General features: G+C 39.6%; 17 protein-coding genes. 11 read left to right on the top strand and 6 right to left on the bottom strand.

The genetic code is table 11. The features are described from left to right. The first annotated feature begins 132 nt into the window (after positions 1 to 132). Positions 133 to 606, top strand: a complete 474-nt coding sequence (locus EL17_RS09010; protein WP_035072827.1) for an AlbA family DNA-binding domain-containing protein — start codon at positions 133 to 135, stop codon at positions 604 to 606. Here EL17_RS09010 and EL17_RS23075 read toward each other — a convergent pair. Continuing rightward, positions 580 to 942 carry a phage holin family protein gene (locus EL17_RS23075; protein WP_084166160.1) on the bottom strand — a complete coding sequence of 121 codons (363 nt, stop codon included), beginning with the start codon at positions 940 to 942 and terminating at the stop codon, positions 580 to 582. The two genes, EL17_RS09010 and EL17_RS23075, sit on opposite strands and share 27 nt — an antisense overlap. A 186-nt stretch (positions 943 to 1,128) precedes the next feature. Here EL17_RS23075 and EL17_RS09020 point away from each other — a divergent pair, with 186 nt between their 5' ends. From EL17_RS09020 to EL17_RS09030, 3 genes are all read left to right on the top strand, one after another. After that, positions 1,129 to 1,878 (top strand): acyl-CoA desaturase, encoded by a 750-nt coding sequence (locus tag EL17_RS09020; protein WP_035072831.1) that lies wholly within the window; start codon positions 1,129 to 1,131, stop codon positions 1,876 to 1,878. A gap of 190 nt (positions 1,879 to 2,068) precedes the next feature. After that, positions 2,069 to 2,437, top strand: coding sequence for a BlaI/MecI/CopY family transcriptional regulator (locus EL17_RS09025; protein WP_035072833.1), 369 nt, complete (start codon positions 2,069 to 2,071; stop codon positions 2,435 to 2,437). Between the two features lie 3 nt (positions 2,438 to 2,440). Next, on the top strand, positions 2,441 to 4,186 hold the full coding sequence (locus EL17_RS09030; RefSeq protein WP_084166161.1) for a M56 family metallopeptidase: 1,746 nt from the start codon (positions 2,441 to 2,443) through the stop codon (positions 4,184 to 4,186). Positions 4,187 to 4,735: 549 nt separating this feature from the next. Here EL17_RS09030 and EL17_RS09035 read toward each other — a convergent pair. The 4 genes from EL17_RS09035 to EL17_RS09050 all read right to left on the bottom strand — a co-directional run bounded on the left by EL17_RS09035 (position 4,736) and on the right by EL17_RS09050 (position 7,359). Beyond that, the gene (locus EL17_RS09035; RefSeq protein WP_035072835.1) at positions 4,736 to 5,326 is read right to left on the bottom strand and encodes a glutathione peroxidase; all 591 of its coding nucleotides are present in this window, start codon (positions 5,324 to 5,326) and stop codon (positions 4,736 to 4,738) included. A gap of 25 nt (positions 5,327 to 5,351) precedes the next feature. Beyond that, positions 5,352 to 6,374 carry an LLM class flavin-dependent oxidoreductase gene (locus EL17_RS09040; RefSeq protein WP_035072838.1) on the bottom strand — a complete coding sequence of 341 codons (1,023 nt, stop codon included), beginning with the start codon at positions 6,372 to 6,374 and terminating at the stop codon, positions 5,352 to 5,354. 85 nt (positions 6,375 to 6,459) lie between these two features. Next, positions 6,460 to 6,897 carry an organic hydroperoxide resistance protein gene (locus EL17_RS09045; RefSeq protein WP_035072841.1) on the bottom strand — a complete coding sequence of 146 codons (438 nt, stop codon included), beginning with the start codon at positions 6,895 to 6,897 and terminating at the stop codon, positions 6,460 to 6,462. 36 nt (positions 6,898 to 6,933) lie between these two features. Beyond that, positions 6,934 to 7,359: a MarR family winged helix-turn-helix transcriptional regulator gene (locus tag EL17_RS09050; RefSeq protein ID WP_035072844.1), complete on the bottom strand. Its 426-nt coding sequence runs from the start codon at positions 7,357 to 7,359 to the stop codon at positions 6,934 to 6,936. A 157-nt stretch (positions 7,360 to 7,516) separates the two neighbouring features. On the opposite strand from EL17_RS09050, the gene EL17_RS09055 reads away from it, so the two are divergent. From EL17_RS09055 to EL17_RS09085, 7 genes are all read left to right on the top strand, one after another. Then, positions 7,517 to 10,294: a DEAD/DEAH box helicase gene (locus EL17_RS09055; RefSeq protein WP_051719896.1), complete on the top strand. Its 2,778-nt coding sequence runs from the start codon at positions 7,517 to 7,519 to the stop codon at positions 10,292 to 10,294. Position 10,295: 1 nt separating this feature from the next. After that, positions 10,296 to 12,098, top strand: a complete 1,803-nt coding sequence (locus EL17_RS09060) for a hypothetical protein (protein WP_035072845.1) — start codon at positions 10,296 to 10,298, stop codon at positions 12,096 to 12,098. A 343-nt stretch (positions 12,099 to 12,441) separates the two neighbouring features. Continuing rightward, positions 12,442 to 12,705 carry a winged helix-turn-helix transcriptional regulator gene (locus tag EL17_RS09065; protein ID WP_051719897.1) on the top strand — a complete coding sequence of 88 codons (264 nt, stop codon included), beginning with the start codon at positions 12,442 to 12,444 and terminating at the stop codon, positions 12,703 to 12,705. 114 nt (positions 12,706 to 12,819) lie between these two features. Beyond that, entirely contained in the window at positions 12,820 to 13,890 is a 1,071-nt protein-coding gene (locus EL17_RS09070) for an SDR family oxidoreductase (RefSeq protein ID WP_035072848.1), read from the top strand. A 565-nt stretch (positions 13,891 to 14,455) separates the two neighbouring features. Then, entirely contained in the window at positions 14,456 to 15,610 is a 1,155-nt protein-coding gene (locus EL17_RS09075) for a cysteine desulfurase family protein (protein ID WP_035072853.1), read from the top strand. 7 nt (positions 15,611 to 15,617) lie between these two features. Beyond that, positions 15,618 to 17,360, top strand: a complete 1,743-nt coding sequence (locus EL17_RS23080; protein WP_084166162.1) for an XdhC family protein — start codon at positions 15,618 to 15,620, stop codon at positions 17,358 to 17,360. A 436-nt stretch (positions 17,361 to 17,796) separates the two neighbouring features. Then, the gene (locus tag EL17_RS09085; protein WP_035072858.1) at positions 17,797 to 18,141 is read left to right on the top strand and encodes a zinc ribbon domain-containing protein YjdM; all 345 of its coding nucleotides are present in this window, start codon (positions 17,797 to 17,799) and stop codon (positions 18,139 to 18,141) included. Between the two features lie 365 nt (positions 18,142 to 18,506). Here EL17_RS09085 and EL17_RS09090 read toward each other — a convergent pair whose 3' ends face one another. Beyond that, complete coding sequence (locus EL17_RS09090) at positions 18,507 to 19,193, bottom strand: SDR family NAD(P)-dependent oxidoreductase (RefSeq protein WP_035072860.1); 687 nt, start codon at positions 19,191 to 19,193, stop codon at positions 18,507 to 18,509. Between the last annotated feature and the right edge of the window lie 152 nt (positions 19,194 to 19,345).

Genomic DNA, 19,345 nt, shown 5'->3' on the forward strand with positions numbered 1-19,345 from the left:
ATGTGTTGTTTAATCGTGGTCATAAATTTGGATTTCATACTGGCTAATAATAAGGTTATACCAGCTCATAATTAAATACTGTTCGGAAATAAAATCAATTAATTAAATTACAACATTAAATATTAAAATAAAATGATTTCGATAAAAAAAGATAAGGATTATGTGAAAGAATTATTAAAATCTGAAGAGGGTCTACACCTGGACTTCAAACAGAGTATCACTAACCAGTTTAAAATATCGAAACCCATGGCTGCTTTTGCCAATACTTCTGGGGGGCGATTGATCATAGGTGTTTCAGATAAAAAGAAAGTGGTGGGAATAGATTATGAAGAAGAGATGTTCATGATAGAAGAAGCTAATCGCAAATACATCACACCCCCTATCAGGTTAAATTTTGAGGTATATGAAATAGAATACATAGAAGATGACCAATTAAATGACCCATTATTTATTTTAATAGTGAATATTCCGGAAAGCTCATCCAAACCTCATATGATAATTGGCGATAAAAATCACAATACCCTATATTATAGGATTGGTGATAAATCTTTGCCATCAAACCGTCCTGATTCACACGGATTAACGCCCCCCCAGCGAAACTCCTAGTAATGAATTGATAAGTGAAAGTATAAAACTAAAGAGTAAGGCCCACCAAAAGCCGCTCACTGCAAATCCAGGAATAACTTCTGCTGCGATAAGAATAATCAATCCGTTGATGACCAGAAGAAAAAGTCCTAATGTTATTACCGTTATAGGAATTGTAAGGAAAATCAATATCGGTTTGACTGTAATGTTTAAAAGCGCGATCATTGCTGCCACTACCAATGCAGTCAGGTATCCGTCTACAGCCACACCAGGCAATAAAAAAGCAGTGATCAAAACCGCCAGGGCAGCGACTACTAACTGTAACAAAATTCCCATCGTATCTCTGGATCTACTCATATTCGTTTAAAATTATATTCAGTTATAGGAATTATTACCTCCCTACTTGTCGTTAACAAATTATCCTCCAAAAATAACAGAAGAAACCTGATTTTTGTCATGGCTGTTAAAATTTACCCTCCGGTATTTTAATTTTGAAGGATTTTGAAAGTATCTTTACAGCAGTTTTACATAAAATATAATTAAGTGATCCTAATCGTATTCTTCTTATTGCACTGGTATTTCTCTTTGTTTTGTCAAAGCTTCTTCCTACATAGATATGCCGCTCACCAGATGTTTGTCATGACTAAGTTTTGGGAAAAGTTTTTTTATGTCTTTACTTGGATCTGCCAGGGTAGCTCTTATTTATCACCCAGGGCCTATGCTGTACTGCACAGGATGCATCATGCCTATAGTGATACCCCACAAGACCCTCATAGCCCGCATCACACGGAAAACCTTTTTACCATGATGTGGAAAACTAAAAACATTTATAACGAGTATTTTTCGTTCAGACTGAAGCCAGAAGAAAGGTTTTCAAAAGATGTTCCCGATTGGAACAAATTCGATCTTTTGGCCGATTCTATGGTGGCCCGAGTTGGATGGGGATTGTTCTATGTATTAATTTATGTATTAAGCATCAGCATATTTGAATTGCCGGGCACGCATTGGGCCATGTATTTCTTACTTCCTATCCATTTTATGATGGGGCCTGTTCACGGTGCTATTGTCAACTGGAGCGGGCATAAGTACGGATATGCCAATTTTGATAATAATGATAAATCTAAAAACTCATTACTGCTTGACTTTCTTATGTTAGGCGAATTGTTTCAGAACAATCACCATAAACTGCCCAAAAGAGTAAATTTTGCAGTTAAATGGTATGAATTTGATCCTACCTATCCCATAGTTAAATTGCTTCATGCTACCAAAATCATAAAGCTCAGACCAGCTTAAAATTCCAGCCGCCATACCTTGGCGGTTTTTTTTACCCTAGTCAACTAATTTTTAATTATTTTAACTAATTCTTTTTTATTTTCGGTATTTTTATTAATTTTAAAAAGTTGTAAGAAAGATTATAACATTTACTTGTTTTATTGAAACTAACTGATTAAGTTGACGGACAAACCAAACAAATTAAAATAGTATGAGAGAATTAACCCGCGCAGAAGAACAGATTATGCAGATTTTATGGGACATTGACAAAGGATTTGTCAAAGATGTCCTGGCTAAAATGACTGAGCCAAAACCTGCCTACAACACCGTTTCTACCATTATCCGTATATTGGAGAGAAAGGGTTTTGTTAAGCATAAGGCTTACGGTAAATCTCATGAGTACTATCCTATAGTAACCAAAGACCAGTACAGAAGCTTTTCTATCAAAAATTTACTTACCGGATACTTTGGTGGCTCTTTTACAAAACTTACTTCTTTTTTCGCTAAAGATGAGAACTTGGATGTAAAGGAATTGGAAAAACTTATGGATGAAGTGAAAGAAGATGTGGTAAATCAATAATCTATGGCTGGGATCATCGACTATATTTGGCAGAGCACCTTTTGTTTATTGTTCCTTTACGGAATTTATTGGTGCTTTCTAAAAGACGAGAAAGTTTTCACATTTACAAGGATATTTATATTAATTGCCCCGATCCTTGCACTGCTTTTTCCAATGATCGAGATCCCGGTAGATTTTAAAAAACCAAGCATTTCTCTTGAAAACACAAATTTCTATCAGGTGCTTTCTGTACAGGAAGCACCTGTAGAAATAGCCGGTCAATATGGCTTACCTGAAATCACCGTCAGGAGTACCAGATTGCCTATCTTATGGGAGATTAAAGATTATATTTTATTTGGTTACATTATCGTAGTATTTTTTCTTACAATAAGGCTCGTTTGGCAGCTTACCCAGTTACAGATGCTCACCAGAAAAGGTTGGTATCAATCTGTATTTATTCTGAAAGGCAATTATTTACTCGTCCCCACATTCGGTCTATCCCCTATTTTCTCTTTTTTTAATAAGTTATTCTGGGACAATACTGAGCAACTAGCGCCTGAAGAAAAGAACCAGATCATTCAACATGAAAACGAACATATACGCCAGGGCCATTCATATGATGTAATATACTATCAGGGATTATCAATCCTGTTTTGGTTCAACCCGGCCATTCACCTAATGCGGACGGCATTAGTAGATATCCATGAATACCTAGCTGACGAAAAAGTCTTGCAAGTCACTGCAGACAAAGACAATTATAAGAAGTTGATTATCAAAATAGCATTTAAAGGCCTGGATCTTCCTATCGGGAATCATTTCATCAGATCTACTACTTTAAAAAGAATCTTAATGATGAAAAAATCATCTAAAATTAATTGGGTGAAATCATTGATGGTCATACCGCTGACTTTCATGCTATTAGCGCTGGTATCCATGAAATCCAATGAACCAATCCTATCAGAACAGGAAAAAAAGGATATTTCAATTGCAACACTTGATAGGCAACTACGTATGGCCCAGGATTCTCTTGAAGTGGGAATCAAAGTAAGGAAAATAACCAATCCCAAACACTATGAATTTATAAGTCCCTTAAAGGATGGTGTCCTAAAGGCACAACTTGGAGAATTAGTATATGAAATAACGAATATAAATTCAGATGAAGAATACATTAAAACAATGGGGTTACTGGCCTCATTACGTTTAAATTCATCAATTTCAAAAAATTATGATGGAATATACAAAGTCCATCAAGTAGACGAAATCCCTAAAATACAGGGAACTGAAGACTGGAATAAATATCTATACGAAAAGGCGCCTATACCCGAAAAAGAAAAAAAATTAGGGCTTTCAAATTCTATAGAAATGGAATTTATAGTAAACATAGATGGTACTATATCCAATCCAGTGATAAAGAAAAGTTTTGGAGGGGGATTGGATGAAAAATTATTAAGTGCTCTTATCAGCCAAGAAGCTCCAAAATGGTTACCAGGTAAAATCGGTAATCGGAATGTAGCCGTGGTAGTTACAACTGAATTACAATATATCACTCATAACCATCCTACTGAGGTACACTCATTTTTCCCAGGTGAAGATATCTCTTCAGATTTGCAAGTTTTTGAGGGGAAAATCAGTAAGAGAACATTAAGGGGCGAACCTATTTATGATGTGGTACAGGAGCCACCTATCCTTTTCAGCGGTATAGAAGCGTGGAATAGATATCTATCAAAAAATTTAAAATATCCTGTTTCAGCTAGGGAAAATAGTAAGTAGGATTTTGTATATATCGTATTTACAGTAATCGAAGAAGGAGAAAAAGTTAATCCGGAATTTATAAAGAGCTTGGGTTATGGTGTTGGCTTGTCAACGGTTCACCATTCTGGCAGCCCGGCACACTCAATGGCAAGCCTGTCAATGTAAATATGATGTTTCCAATAGAGTTTAAAATAGCTGATAGTAAACATCATCGGCAACAAATCGATTTAGGTGATGTACCCAATACCCTTCCGATAATCACTGTAACTGGATACGGATCGAAAAATAACGAAATAGGAAAAATCAATATTTTGACTGATAGTCATGTAGTTTCGAGATATTTCCTCGATATTTTAAATTAATATGGACCATCCCCTTCTCATTAATTTTTATTAATAGGATTCTTGTCTTTGACAAAAGAATCTATATTCCTATATATTTTGTTCCTCTTACCGGTATATTGAGCTTTATAAGATTATAAATGGTATTATTAATAATAGGATGATCCAATAAAAATTTTAATGCTTATACATTCTATAAAGATTTGAATTCCAATTTCATTAGATGCTATTTCCTTAGATCTTCTAACATTAAAGGGTCTAATGGTGATATTGCCGGACCATAATAGTTCGTCAGCACACCGTTTTCATCTATCAGATATTTACTGAAGTTCCAGTCAGGCTGCTGCCTGTTCCAGCCATTCTGTTTGGGATCTGTCAGCCACCGATATATAGGATTTTGCTGCTCCCCTTTTACTACACTGCTCTTTTTTGACAGTGGAAATGTCACACCATAGTTCAGCTTACAAAATTCCGATATCTGATTATCGCTACCTTTTTCCTGTTCCTTAAAATCATTGGCAGGAAAACCTACAATTGCAATGGTATCCTGTAGTTTTTCATGCAATTGCTGTAGCTCCTCAAATTGACCTGTATATCCGCAATTGGAAGCGGTATTGACCAAAAGCACCTTTTTACCCTTGAATTCCTTAAAATCAAGCTCCCTGCCATCATTCTGTTGGACTTTCAGTTGGTGAAATGGAACAATTGGTTTAGCTTTTGTATCGTTGCTGATCATTCTACCTTTTTCTCCGGATGACTTGCTTGCCCGCATGATCACAGGATATAGTTTTTTAAGTAGCTTTTGTTTAAAATTCATATTTTACATTATTTTAGGGGTATTCCTATAGGGAAACCAATTGTTTTTCTTTCATTATATCGGAAAAAATTCTGTAGGATTCCACCCTATCCTCATGGTCATATACATAACACGCCACCATCAGTTCATTCACACCCGTATCTTGTAGAAACTGGCTAGTCTGTTGCTCCACTGTAGATTTGCTTCCGACAAAGGCATATTTCATCATCCTCTGGAAGGTAGGATCCTGTGAGATCTGTTTTAACTCCTGGGTCATTTTAATCGGAGGTTGCATATAGTCCATTTGATTGGTCAGTACTCCCAGCATCATCCTGATCATCGTGGTGGATAGTCGCTCTGCCTCTTGATCTGTATCAGCCGCTATTACATTGATACACCCGATGGTATAGGGTTCCTTGAGATACTTGGACGGCTGAAACTGGTTGTAATAAATATTAAGTGCCTCATGCAGCTGCCCTGGGGCAAAATGACTGGCAAAAGCATAGGGAAGTCCCTGCTTGGCAGCCAGATGGGCGGAATCTGTACTTGATCCTAGAATGTATATAGGTACGGCTACTCCTTCTGCCACCGTGGCCCTTACTTTTGAAATACGGTTTTCTGTTGAGAAATACTGCTGGATCTGCCTTACCTCTTCCGGAAATTTAAATACCGACTTCATCCTGTCAGACCGGATGGCATGTGCAGTTTCCTGATCGGTACCGGGTGCCCTGCCCAGTCCTAGATCTATGCGGCCTGGATATAGATTTCCCAAAGTGCCAAACTGCTCAGATACGATCAGCGGTGAATGGTTGGGCAGCATGATGCCTCCTGAACCTACTCTTATAGATTTGGTACCCCCAGCTATATGGCCTATCAGGATAGCAGTAGCTGAACTAGCTATGCTGATCATATTATGATGCTCCGCTAGCCAAAACCTGTTGTATCCAAATGTTTCCGCTTTTTGGGCCAGGTCCAGACTGTTTTTAAAAGTCTGCTCTATAGTGGTATTGCTGCTTACTCCAGCCAGTTCTAATATAGAATACGGAATTTTTTTATGGGTTGCTGTCATATTGGTTAAATATTAAGATACGAGCATTATTGGCGCTCTTTAATAAAATGAATAGGCTATCGAATGAAACTAAAAAATGTAGGTTTTAAGCCCCTTCATCCTCTCCTGTTTTGATTAGAAGTTCCACCTCTATATTTCCTCTGGTGGCGTTGGAATAAGGACATACTTTATGGGCCGAAGCGACCAGCTGCTCTGCTGTCTGCTGATCCACACCCGGTACTTTTACTTCCAGCGTAACAGAAAGGCCAAATGCTCCATCCTCAGATTTCCCCAATTTTACGTGGGCAGTGGTACTTGTGGTTCCTGTTTTTATTTTTTTGTTTTTGATCACCAAATTAAGGGCACTGTCAAAGCAGGCTGCATACCCGCCCGCAAAAAGAATTTCAGGATTAAGGTAGTCCCCCTTAGGTCCCCCCAATGATTCCGGGGAGCGGACCTCTACGTCAAGTGCACCTGTTTCAGACTTAACTTTACCATTTCTGCCTCCCGTGGCAGTAGCATATGTACTATATAATATATTCATGATATTTGATTTTTTTTTAAAATATAATAATTTAGTTTATTCCGGTATTTGATCCATTAATCTGCTCAGTGTTGCAGCAAATTGTTTTAACTCCTGGGCATCTATGGTGACTGACTGGGTAAAGTGTTCAGGTATACACAGGGCTTTTTGTTTTAAAGCCGTTCCCCCTTCTTTTAAGCTTACTTCCACAACCCTTTCGTCTAACATACTTCTTTGCCTATGTATGAGGTCTTTGGATTCCATTCTTTTGAGCAATGGAGTGAGTGTCCCACTATCCAACATCAAATGATGGCCAAGCTCCTTTACGGATATCCTGTTTTTCTCCCAAAGCACCAACAACACAAGATACTGGGGATAGGTAAGATCCAGCTCCTCTAAAATGGGCCTATATAATGAAGTAATATGCCTGGAAAGGGCATATAGTTTAAAACACAACTGGTTTTTAAGTGAAAGCTTATCCATATGGCAAAGTTAACAAAAATTTAAATTGCACACAATTTAATTTACCACAATTAATAACCTTTATTGAAGATCTAAATAGCCCTACAAGAAATTTTGGCTAAATACTCCGATTTATTCATTTTGCCCTTATATTTAATATTTTAAAATGTAAAAAAGAATGACAGATTTATCTTCCGGTCTTTTCGCCAGGTTTCAGAAAAAAACCTTCACTCCCACTAAAATCAAGAAGGCAAAAGAGATTTTTTTTATGCTTTTGTTTGATGAGTATGGTGCATATATACAGGTAGTAGATGAAAAGAGCAATCCTATAGACGCCGGATTTGCCAATTATTCAGGAGCGGTAAGAGAAGTATTACGTTCGATTGAAACTATTCAGGTGAAGAATGATTTTGTGATAGACTGGGAAAAATCATCATCAAACATCTATTTGGCAGACCATGACTTTCTTATCCGCCAGTTGAAGGACTGCAACAATATTGTATCGGAAGATGGTGTAGAACTATCTTTTAAATCCGGCCTTGGCCATATGACTTTGGAGATATCCCAAACCGAAACAGGGTTAAGCAGTGTATTAAAAATGCATCATGAAGGAGATATTTTAATTTCCAAGCGGTTTCTGAATGAAAATCACCTTTATGCTTCAGGTTATATCTATGAAATTACCCCCATAGGGATGAATTTTATGGATCTCGCATATTTCGAAACCACACTGCTCAAACAGGACCTTGAAAAATTCCTTAGCCTGGCATGGAGCATGTTTGAAAATCTGACCATACAATATTTGGATTATAAAGTAAAACCGGCCAAAGAAACCATTACTGCCCTACCCAGTCTTATTTTTGAAAAAATAGATTCGGACAATTCCCTGTATCTGAAAGTCTGTTATACCATCAAGGGATTCGACATAGACCTTTTAGACAAATACGAAATCAGCCACCTGGCAAGGTTAAATGAAATGGAGAAGACCATTTACATCAATGAAATATATGTTCAGGATAATGCCGACCTCATGATAGAGATCAGTAAAATGCTGGGCAAACATGCCAGGAAGAAAAAAGCAATGGATTACGAAACCGATGAAAACCTGCTGATCATCGATGAATCCATTGCAAAAGAGTTTATCACCAAGGATCTGCCCGGGCTATTGGGTAAATATGAGCTCTTTGGGGCAGAAAAACTAAAGACGTACAAAATCCGGCCTGTGGTCCCCAAACTGAGCATAGACCTGAGCTATGGGATTGATTTTCTGGAAGGTGATGTCACGCTGGATATTGACGGGGAAAAGTTCGGTCTATTTGAGGCCATCAACCAGTTCCGTAAAAATGCTTATATAGCCCTGAGTGATGGTTCAAACGGTCTCATACAGGAAGAATACATCAAAAAACTGGAACGGATTTTCAAAAAACAGAAAAAGGGTGTAAAACTATCTTTTTTCGATCTTCCACTTGTAGAGGAACTGCTGGATAAAAATCACGAAAACCATGTATTCAAAAAATCACGGGAAGTATTTGAAGGGTTTAATCTGCTGGGTGCCAAAAAAGCAAAACTGCCCAAAGTAAATGCCACGCTCCGTCCCTATCAGGAACAGGGATTCAAATGGCTGGAGTATTTACACGAACAGCAGCTGGGAGGCTGCCTGGCTGATGATATGGGCTTGGGTAAAACCCTTCAGGCCATCACCCTGCTGTCCAAAATCTATCCCAAGCAGCAACTCCCTACCATTATAATAATGCCAAAAAGCCTTCTTTTCAACTGGGAGAATGAGCTGGCTAAATTTAACCCGAACATCACTTTATATACCTATTACGGAAATAACAGAGACCTGGAAGAAGCCCAAAAACACCATCTTATCCTGACCACTTATGCCATGGCCAGAAATGAGATAGAAGGATTAAAAGAGGTGCCGTTTTATTATGTGATCCTGGATGAGTCGCAGCATATCAAAAACATCAATACCCAGGCAGCCCAAGCGGTCATGCTGCTTCAGAGTAAGCACAGACTGGCGCTGAGCGGAACTCCCATAGAAAACAACCTTACGGAACTGTATTCCCTTTTCCGGTTTCTAAACCCTTCCATGTTTGGCTCAGAAAATGATTTTAATACCCATTATACTTTGCCGATCCAAAAAAACAATGATAAGGATGCTATTGAGCAGCTGCGGAAAAAAATATATCCCTTTATCTTAAGAAGACTGAAAAAAGAGGTCCTGACAGAACTTCCAGATAAAATGGAGCAGACCATCATCATCGAGATGGGGGAAGATCAGAAAAAATTATATGAACATCGAAGAAGGTATTATTTTGAATCCGTCAAAAACCAGATCACGGAACAGGGAGTTCAGAAATCTCAGTTTCTCATCCTACAGGCCCTAAGTGAACTGAGACAGATAGCCTCCATTCCAGAATCAAGAACAGATGGTCAGATTATCTCTCCCAAACGGGAAGTGCTGATAGACCAGGTACTGGATGCCGCCGCCAACGGGCATAAGATCCTGATCTTTGCCAATTTTATAGCGGCCATAGAGGTGATCGGCGAAGAACTGGAAAATGCAGGTATAGACTATGTCAGTATGACGGGTGCTACCAAGGACCGACAGGCATTGGTCCACAGGTTTCAAAATGAAACAGAGTGCAAGGTGTTCTTAATGACCCTGAAAACCGGAGGTGTAGGACTTAACCTTACTGCAGCAGATATGGTCTTCATCTTTGATCCATGGTGGAATAAGGCAGCAGAAAACCAGGCAATTGACCGTGCACACCGTATCGGACAGGCCAATACGGTAATGAGTTATAAACTGATCACCAAAGGAACGATAGAAGAAAAAATCCTGCTTTTGCAGGAAAAGAAAAGAGCGCTGCTGGAAAGTATCGTCTCCAGCGACAGTGCTTCCATCAAATCACTCACAGAAAAGGATGTAGAATTTATATTAGGCTAAAATGAAAATCTCTGAAGCATTTATTTTAAGTATAGATAAAAACTACTCCAGACAGTCCCTGGAAACATTTTATAAAAATATTCTCATTCATTTCCTTTTAGAAAATGAATCGTTTATAAAAAACCAAGGATTAAAGCTAGATATTTTAAGTAAGAAAAAGTTAGTGAAAGAAGATTTCCTTATTCTCTTTAGCTATATCCTATACAACCGGGAAATATTTGATAAGCTGCTTTCCTACTTGCCCAAAACCATCAATAAGATACTTCATTTTCTCCTGTTTGAAGGGGCTAAGGAGTATAAAGAGTTGGTAGAAAAATTTCCGGATTTTAAAGGACATTGTAAAATAGTTGGAGAGAACCTCATTATAGAGCCGGAATGCCTGATCCTGCCTCACAAAAAAGAAGACTACCATGCCTATGCATGGAGCAATAGGTCTCCTAATCTGTATTTCCATATACCTTATGAAATCCGCACCCATTGGTTAACTCTTATTCCCATTCCCGAGGAATATAAGTTAAAACCTATAAAGGGGCCATCCGCTAATGAATTCATTTTGAATGCCGAAGCAACTATCATTTCAGACTTACCGCTTTTTATAAGCACTTACCTACAAGGGGACATAAAATATAATAATCATTTTAAGGCGCAGGCAGGATCTCTTAATAAATTGAGGAAGGCAGGTAATATTCAAGAATTTTTTGATACAGATGACAAAGAGTTAAACAATGTAAGAACTATCTTTTTGGCAGAATTTTTACCCTTAATTGAAAAAAAAGATCCTCCCATGCCGGAAGAGGTCCCTGATATATTGATCAAAGGGTTAACCAAAATGATTAACACACACCACATTTCTCCGCTTTACCATTGGCTCCGATATATTAAGGGAAGTGTTCATGTCAAAAATGGATATGAAGACCATACCGTAATTTTCATGATGCTCAAAATGGTACAAAATATACCTACCGGCGAGTGGTTTTCTTATAAAAACATCGAAAAATACATCAACCTTAATTTCCCTAAATTAGAGCCTGTAACGCAATATGCAGCTACTAACCACCTTTATCTAGATGCCAGCGGAGGGTCTAAATATTATGATAGACTATATATAAGTACAGACCATTATGATCTGGTGATCAGAAAACCACTGATCAAGGGTTTTTGTTTTTTTCTCGCCTCACTGGGGCTGCTGGAAATCAGTTATGATTATCCACCTGATGAGCCCCAAGGTATAAACCAGGTCAACAGAGATTTTATTTCCCCCTATGACGGACTTTCCGGAATCAGGATAACGGATCTGGGAGCTTATGTCATGGGTTTGAAAAAAGAATATACGGTACCGGAGCAAATTCAAAATTACACACTGGATATCCACGAAGAACATTTACTGATCAGTTTTTCTGGAGATAATAAAATAATTGAAATGTTTCTGGATAAAATAGCGGTAAAGAGTGGAGAAAAAAGATATAAAGTTGATTATGCCTCTTTTCTAAAGGACTGTAAGCTGAAGGATGATATACATAATAAGATAGTTCAGTTTAAAAAGATCATCAAATCCGACCTGCCTCCCCTATGGCTGGATTTTTTCGATGACATACTTACCCGGTATAATCCCATTCATAAGGTTAGTGCCTATCAGATATTTAAAATTCCGCCACAACATAAAGCACTGGCATCATTGATAGCCCGGGATGAAGTACTTAAAAATATCCTCATCAAGGCAGAAGACTACCATTTCTTCATAAAAGAAAAGGATAAATCCATCTTGAAATCACGCTTATCAAGTCTGGGTTACTTGATGCCTTAATAATAAATTGGAAATACCTGATGGCATGGAATATTGATCCGTTTTCGTATACCGGGAATTTTAAAAATCAGATCAGTTAAAGTTCCTTATTATCCAAACCGACAGCTATATCTGCGAGGATAGCTATATCCCTGGTATTGGTTACTTTCACTTGATGCCTGCTTTAGATAATTTTCCAGCAAGAATGCTGCCTATATTATCTGTTTCAAAATATCCTAGTTAATGTTATATTTTCTTTTAAATTGCTATATATAGTACTACCCTAATGGAAAGTGGAAAACAAGCATACGAAAACCTATGGCAGTAAAAAAAATATCTATCCTGTCTCGATACAGTAAAGCCCGTGCGGGATGCACTGGATGTAATCAACGGTAAGTGGAAATTGCCTTTCATCATCTCTGTTACTGTTGGCAATGAGCGATTTACAGAGATACAGGAAAGTATTCCCGGAATTACCCCGAAAGTTTTGGCTAAGGAACTTAAAGAACTAGAACAGCACCAATTGATCAAAAGAATAATAATAGAAGATTACCCGGTCAAGATCCTGGATAAACCGGAACCTTATGCCGACACATTAACACCTATTATTTATGCCTTAAAAGATTAGGGTCCAAATCATAAGAATAAGATATTCAAAAGGGAATGCTTTGGTTTGCTAAACCTTTCCATTGAATAAAGGCTTCTTATTAAAGAAAGCTTTTATTTCACTTAATTTTCCCCAATGAACAAAAATGCATTGATAGTGGGTGCCAGCGGTATTACCGGTAGCAACCTAGCTGAAGAACTGATAGCACAGGGATGGTCCACCTATGGTCTGTCCCGTAACCCCAACAATAATATAAAAGACCTCCAACCTGTCCAAGCAGATCTGCTCCGTCCAGAGGATCTAAAAGTTGCCCTGGCTGATATAGCTCCCACCCATGTGTTCATCACCACCTGGATGCGGATGGAAACAGAGGCCGAGAATATACGGGTAAACGGTACCATGGTGCGAAATCTTCTGGACGCGTTATCTCCAACGAAATCCGTGCAGCACGTGGCCTTGGTCACAGGTCTTAAACACTACCTGGGGCCATTTGAAGCCTATGCGAAGGAAGGGTTTTTACCTGAAACACCGCTACGCGAAGAGCAGCCACGACTGGAAATAGAGAATTTTTACTATGCCCAGGAAGATGAAGTGTATGCTGCTGCAGATCGGGATGGGTTCACCTGGAGTATCCATCGGCCCCATACAGTCATAGGCAAGGCGGTTGGTAACCTCATGAACCTCGGTACCACGCTTGCCATATATGCCAGCATATGTAAGGAAACCGGGCGCCCCTTTAGATGGCCGGGTTCCGAAGCTCAATGGAACGGTCTATCGGATGTGACGGATGTGAGGGTACTGGCCAAACATTTAGCATGGGCTGCTACGACTGAGCATGCTAGCAACCAAGCCTTCAATGTGGTCAATGGGGAATACTTCAGATGGAAATGGCTTTGGGAAAGACTTGCTGGCTATTTTGGGATAGAAGCTGTTGGTTTTGATGGTACCATCCATCCCCTTGAAGCTGAGATGGCACAGGATGCATCTATCTGGCGTGAAATCGCAGAAAGGCACGGTTTGGTAGAATCGGATCTGAATAAACTGGCTTCACCATGGCACACAGACTTGGATCTGGGTCGTCCGATAGAGGTGATGACCGATATGACGAAGAGCCGCAAGCTGGGTTTTACCGTATACCAAAGTACGGAAGAATCGTTTTTTGATCTCTTTGATCAATTGCGTGCGGACCGCTTAATTTCTATGTAGTCAACTTGGCTAATAAATTATTTTGACCAAACAAAACCCTTAATTTAAAAATCCAAAAAACATAGTCTTGGGTAAATATTTCTATGGACTATGCTTTTGACTTTCCACGCCTATAATATTGTTCAAAAATGAGGATATATCTGCCAAATATCAGCTCACCACCATTTAAATTTTTATGAATTATTCTAGGCACTTTCCTGTTGACGGTGGCTATCCTAACATTTGACTTGAGCTCTATTTGGAAATTGGCTGACCTGATTGTTTAAGCCAACCTCCTTCACAGATTTAAAGGAAGCCACCTTAATCATTTCACCCTTCTTCATATGCAGTATGCTACAGTAATCCAAGATACTCCTCATTCATGGCAACTGATACGTACACTATAGTACCTATGCTCGCAACATCCATGAAATAGAGGAATTTTAATTACTTCTATAGAAACATGTTGATACAAGTACTTTGAATTTCAGTAATCGAATGTGATATTTAAAAATTAAAACCTATCAATTTTCCCGAAAGGAGAACAGAACTTTATGTCTGTTCTTTGTTCTTCAGCCTTTAGATTATGAACCATCTCCCCATCTATCTCGACTATAATGCCACCACCCCCTGTGACCCCATAGTGGTGGAAGCTATGCTCCCTTATTTCACTGGGCGCTTCGGTAATGCGGCAAGCAGGGACCATTTCTATGGCTGGCAGGCTGATGATGCCGTAGAAGAGGCAAGGGAGCACTTGGCTGGACTGATCGGGGCAAAGGCTGATGAAATCATCTTTACAGCCGGGGCTACCGAATCAGTCAATATGGCGCTGAAGGGTCTGGTAGCTAATAATGTTGACAACCACATCATCACCTGCCTAACAGAGCATACCGCGGTACTCGATACCTGTGCCTATCTGGAAAGCCAAGGCTGCAGGATTACTTATTTAGAAGTGGATTCTGAGGGACAAATTTCCCTGGAAGCCCTAGAAGCGGCCATAGAAATAGATACCCGCTGCATCTCTCTTATGTGGGCCAACAACGAAACTGGTGCCATTCATCCGGTAAAGGAAATAGCCAATATTACCCAAAGACATGGCCTTACATTTTTCTGTGATGCCACTCAGGCAGTAGGCAAAATACCAGTAAATGTAAAAGAAGCAGGGATCGATATGATGGCCTATTCTGCTCACAAGATGTACGGGCCTAAAGGAATCGGGGCACTATACATCTGCCAGAATGGCCAAAATGCCAAAATCCCCCCCTACCTCCATGGTGGCCGCCATGAAAAGGGGCTTAGAAGCGGAACTTTAAATGTACCTGGTATAGTAGGCTTTGGTGAAGCCGCCAGGCTCTGCAAAACTGGATTGGCAGCCGAAGCTTCTAGATTGGAGAGACTGCGGGACAGACTGGAGCAGGCCTTGCTGAATATTCCCGGTGTACAACTGAATGTGCGGTCGCAGCGATTGCCGCAGGTGAGTAATATTCGGTTTTCAAACATCAATGCTGAGCACCTCTTGCTCTCCCTTTCCCAGCAACTTGCCATAAGCCGCGGTAGTGCCTGTTCAAGCAATGTGCAGAAGCCTTCCCATGTACTGAAGGCTATGGGCCTTAGTGAATCCCAATCCTTTAGCGCGGTAAGAATCAGCATCGGCAGATTTACCACCGCTGATGAGGTGGGGAAGGCAATAAATATATTGGCCGAAGCAGTTAAAAAAACAACTCCAAATAAAGAACATTAAGTCTGAAATGAAGGAAATCAAACAGATCATCACCGCCTATAATGCCGCCCGCTCCAGAGGCAAAGGTGCCGTACTGGCCACAGTGGTGCACATAGAAGGCTCATCTTACCGGGCACCTGGGGCAAGGATGCTGGTGACGGAAGATGGTTCCCTTACAGGGGCCATCAGCGGAGGGTGCCTGGAGGGAGATATCCTGCGAAAGGCACTGATGGTCATGACTACCCAAAAGCCCCTTCTGGTCAGCTATGATACTTCCGACGAGGAAAGCAGCGTCATCACTGTCAACCTTGGCTGTAACGGTATCATCAGGGTGCTACTGGAACCCATTATCGAAGACAATCCTTACCATCCTATCAGCCTGCTGAAATTAGCTGTGGAAAAAAGACATCGCTCTATTTTGGTCACTCTTTTTTCACTGAATGCAAAAAAAGACGCTGGCCAGGGTACCAAAATGCTCTTTACACCAACAGGTGTACATCAATCAAAAGAAGGAAAGGGGCCAGGGTTTTCAGCACTAGAGCCTGATATCCAAACCGCCTGGAAGCAAAAACATGCCATGTTTATAGCTTATCCAGTCACAGATGAAAATACTTCCGGCTATAATGCGTTTTTGGAATACCTGGAGCCAGCTCCTGCCCTTGTCATAGCCGGAGCAGGTAATGATGTTTTCCCCGTAGTGGAAATAGCTAAAACCCTCGGCTGGGAAATCACTATCGTGGATGGCCGTCCCCTTTATGCCAATGAAAACCGATTCCCCAGCTGCCAACTCGTACTGTCCGAACCGGCAGAAGCCATCCGGCACATCAAACTCGATGAAAGGACAGCCTTTGTGCTTATGTCCCACAATTATGATTATGATAAAGCGGTGCTGAAAAATATCCTTTATACCCCTGTCAAATATATCGGTCTGCTCGGCCCCACCAAAAAGCGAGACAGGATCCTGAAGGAATTAATTCAGGAAGGTTTCCAGCTCCCCGAAGACACAGAGATCCCCACCAGCCTATATGCGCCCACTGGCCTGCAGATCGGCGCGGAAAGTGCTGAAGAAATAGCCCTTTCCATCATAGCAGAAATCCAGGCATCCCTTACCGAAACCCATGGTGGACCATTGAGAAACCTTAAAGGACATATCCACCATAGAAACATGGGAATAGTGCTATCCAAAAAGTCATATGGAGTATTGTTACTCGCAGCTGGTGAATCCAAAAGGCTGGGTACACCAAAGCAGACCATAGCCTACAAAGGTTCCACCCTTATACAGCACGCCCACCACCAGGCCTCCTCCCTCAAAACCGCGGTAAGTCTGACCGTTATTTCCCAAGGGGATATAACCTTAAAGGATCTGCTGAATCAGACTGATGCAGTGATCCTGGAAAACCCGGACTATAAGGAGGGGATGGCCAGTTCCATTAGAACTGGTGTGGACCATATCAATCGATTTTACCCCAATGTGGAGTACCTGCTGATCATGCTATGCGACCAGCCCTATGTAGAAAGCGCCCACCTGCAGACCCTGATCGATACCCAGCAGAAAACAGGCAAAAAGGTGGTGGCCAGCCTTTACGAAGGCAGAAAAGGCGTTCCCACCCTATTTCATCGCTCCCTATTCCCCCATCTCCTGGAGCTGCGGGGAGATATAGGTGCCAAAAACCTCATTGAAAGCTTGGATAATGAAGTAGTAAGTGTGGCTTTTCCATTGGCTGCCTTTGATGTTGATACTAATAAGGCCAGGGAGCAACTTAGGGATTAGCTACATGAAGATCAGAATTTAGAATCAAAGTTTCTTAGAGGATTTTTTGCACATAGAGACATAGAATACTACACCCTATAACGGGTTATTAATCTATAAGCAGTCAGTATGAACTAAAACTTTTCTTAGAAGAAAGGAACAGGAACATTTGGAAGTATATTTTAGGAATTAGGGGCAAAGAAAAATCGAATATCCCGACTTCTGGCTAAAATGTAATTCTATCTACCTAAATGTTTGTTTGAGATCAGTAGTATAAGACCACCCGGTTTAGTATTACAAATATCAAATTAAAAATTGACAGGGTCAAAACTCATACTTGGATATGTATAACTCAGATGGATCTTTTCTTTAAACTGATTAAAAGCAATTATTCCAGACAAAAAATATAGAGGCTAATTTTTCTTAAGTCTACCATTTGAATTTATATCTTTACAGGATGGAAAATACCCCCCCTTGTCCTGCCTGTAAATCTATTTATGCTTATGAGATGGACAGTAAAATAATCTGTCCTGAATGTGCCTACGAATGGACAATCGCTCATCTCAATGAAACTGAAAATGATAACCATTTAGAAATCAAAGATTCAAATGGAAACCTATTAACCGATGGGGACACCGTAGTGGTTATAAAAAATCTGCCGGTCAAAGGATCTCCCCAACCTATAAAAGCCGGTACAAAAGTGAAAAATATTCGGCTCAATAATAGCGTGCACAATATTGATTGCAAGATAGATGGTTTTGGCGCTATGGCTTTAAAATCAGAGTTTGTAAAAAAGGCATAATGAGAAGGATAAATAAAACTTTATTAGCAGTTAAGAAATAATTAATAAATCCTTTTATTAATGTTCGGCAGGGTTAATATTAATCCAAACTGTTGCCACAGCTATTTTCTTATCCTTACTACATTGGAGAAAGTGCTCCTATTGGATAGGGGATTGCTTTTTATATTACTCATTACAAATGAGCGCATATAAAATGCCCAGGCTAATATTTGCCTGGGCATTTTATAGGTAAATATAAGCTTCGCCCAAAATTTCATCAGTAGCATGAATACCTACATATTATATTTAATACCAATACGATTTTATAGCCATACCACCTCTTTTTCATGATTCTAAAGTCAGTATAACAGGTATATATGTATGAGTTATATAGGATTAGATGAAGTTAATACTGAATCCTGTAAGTTTAAACCACCAAATTGTTTAAGTTGGGTAATAACGTATTCAGCCAAGTGAAATTGAAGTGTGTTGTCAACCAGATCTTCGGTAGCTGAAAAGTTAAATGATTTTACATCTTCCGCAGTAAATGATTTGTATCTAATATTGTGTCGCATTGCCTCTTCCAATATAGATTCCGGTAAAGGATATGAATTATAGACTGCATCCGAATCCATCAGCTTACCTTTAGAAGATATAGTGATGATATCCCCTGTACTTTTAAGCATCATAGACGGCATAACTGCCTGAGTGAGATAATAAAACCCGAGACGGTTCATCTTTAGATTATTTTCTGAGGTAACTGGGTCAAATTCATAGAAGGGACCTGCTATAGTTGCATCCATATTATTAATAAATATATCTATCGCTCCCAACTCCTCTTCTATTTTATCTACTGCCAAAATAACAGAATGGATGTCTGTGATATCTGCAGTTACTATTGATATGGAATAACCCAATGTCTTCAGTTCATTTTCTATATCTAGTAACTGGACAGGTGAAGTGGATAACAATCCTAATTTTACTCCTTCTTTGGCAAGTCCCAACGCAACCTCACGTCCTATACCCTTACCTGCACCAGTAATTAAAGCTGTCTTTCCTTTTAATGATTCCATAGGTAGTGTTTCTATAAAATTTTAGTTGCTAATGTTTCATTAGTGGATTTATTGATAACTACTATAGTCAAACTTAACACCTTTCTGATGCTTTAAAAAGTATTAAATTTTATTTTTTTTATGAAAACGTTTGAACAAGGCTTTAAACCCAT

The organism is Anditalea andensis (assembly GCF_000714815.1).
Taxonomy (GTDB): Bacteria; Bacteroidota; Bacteroidia; order Cytophagales; family Cyclobacteriaceae; genus Anditalea; species Anditalea andensis.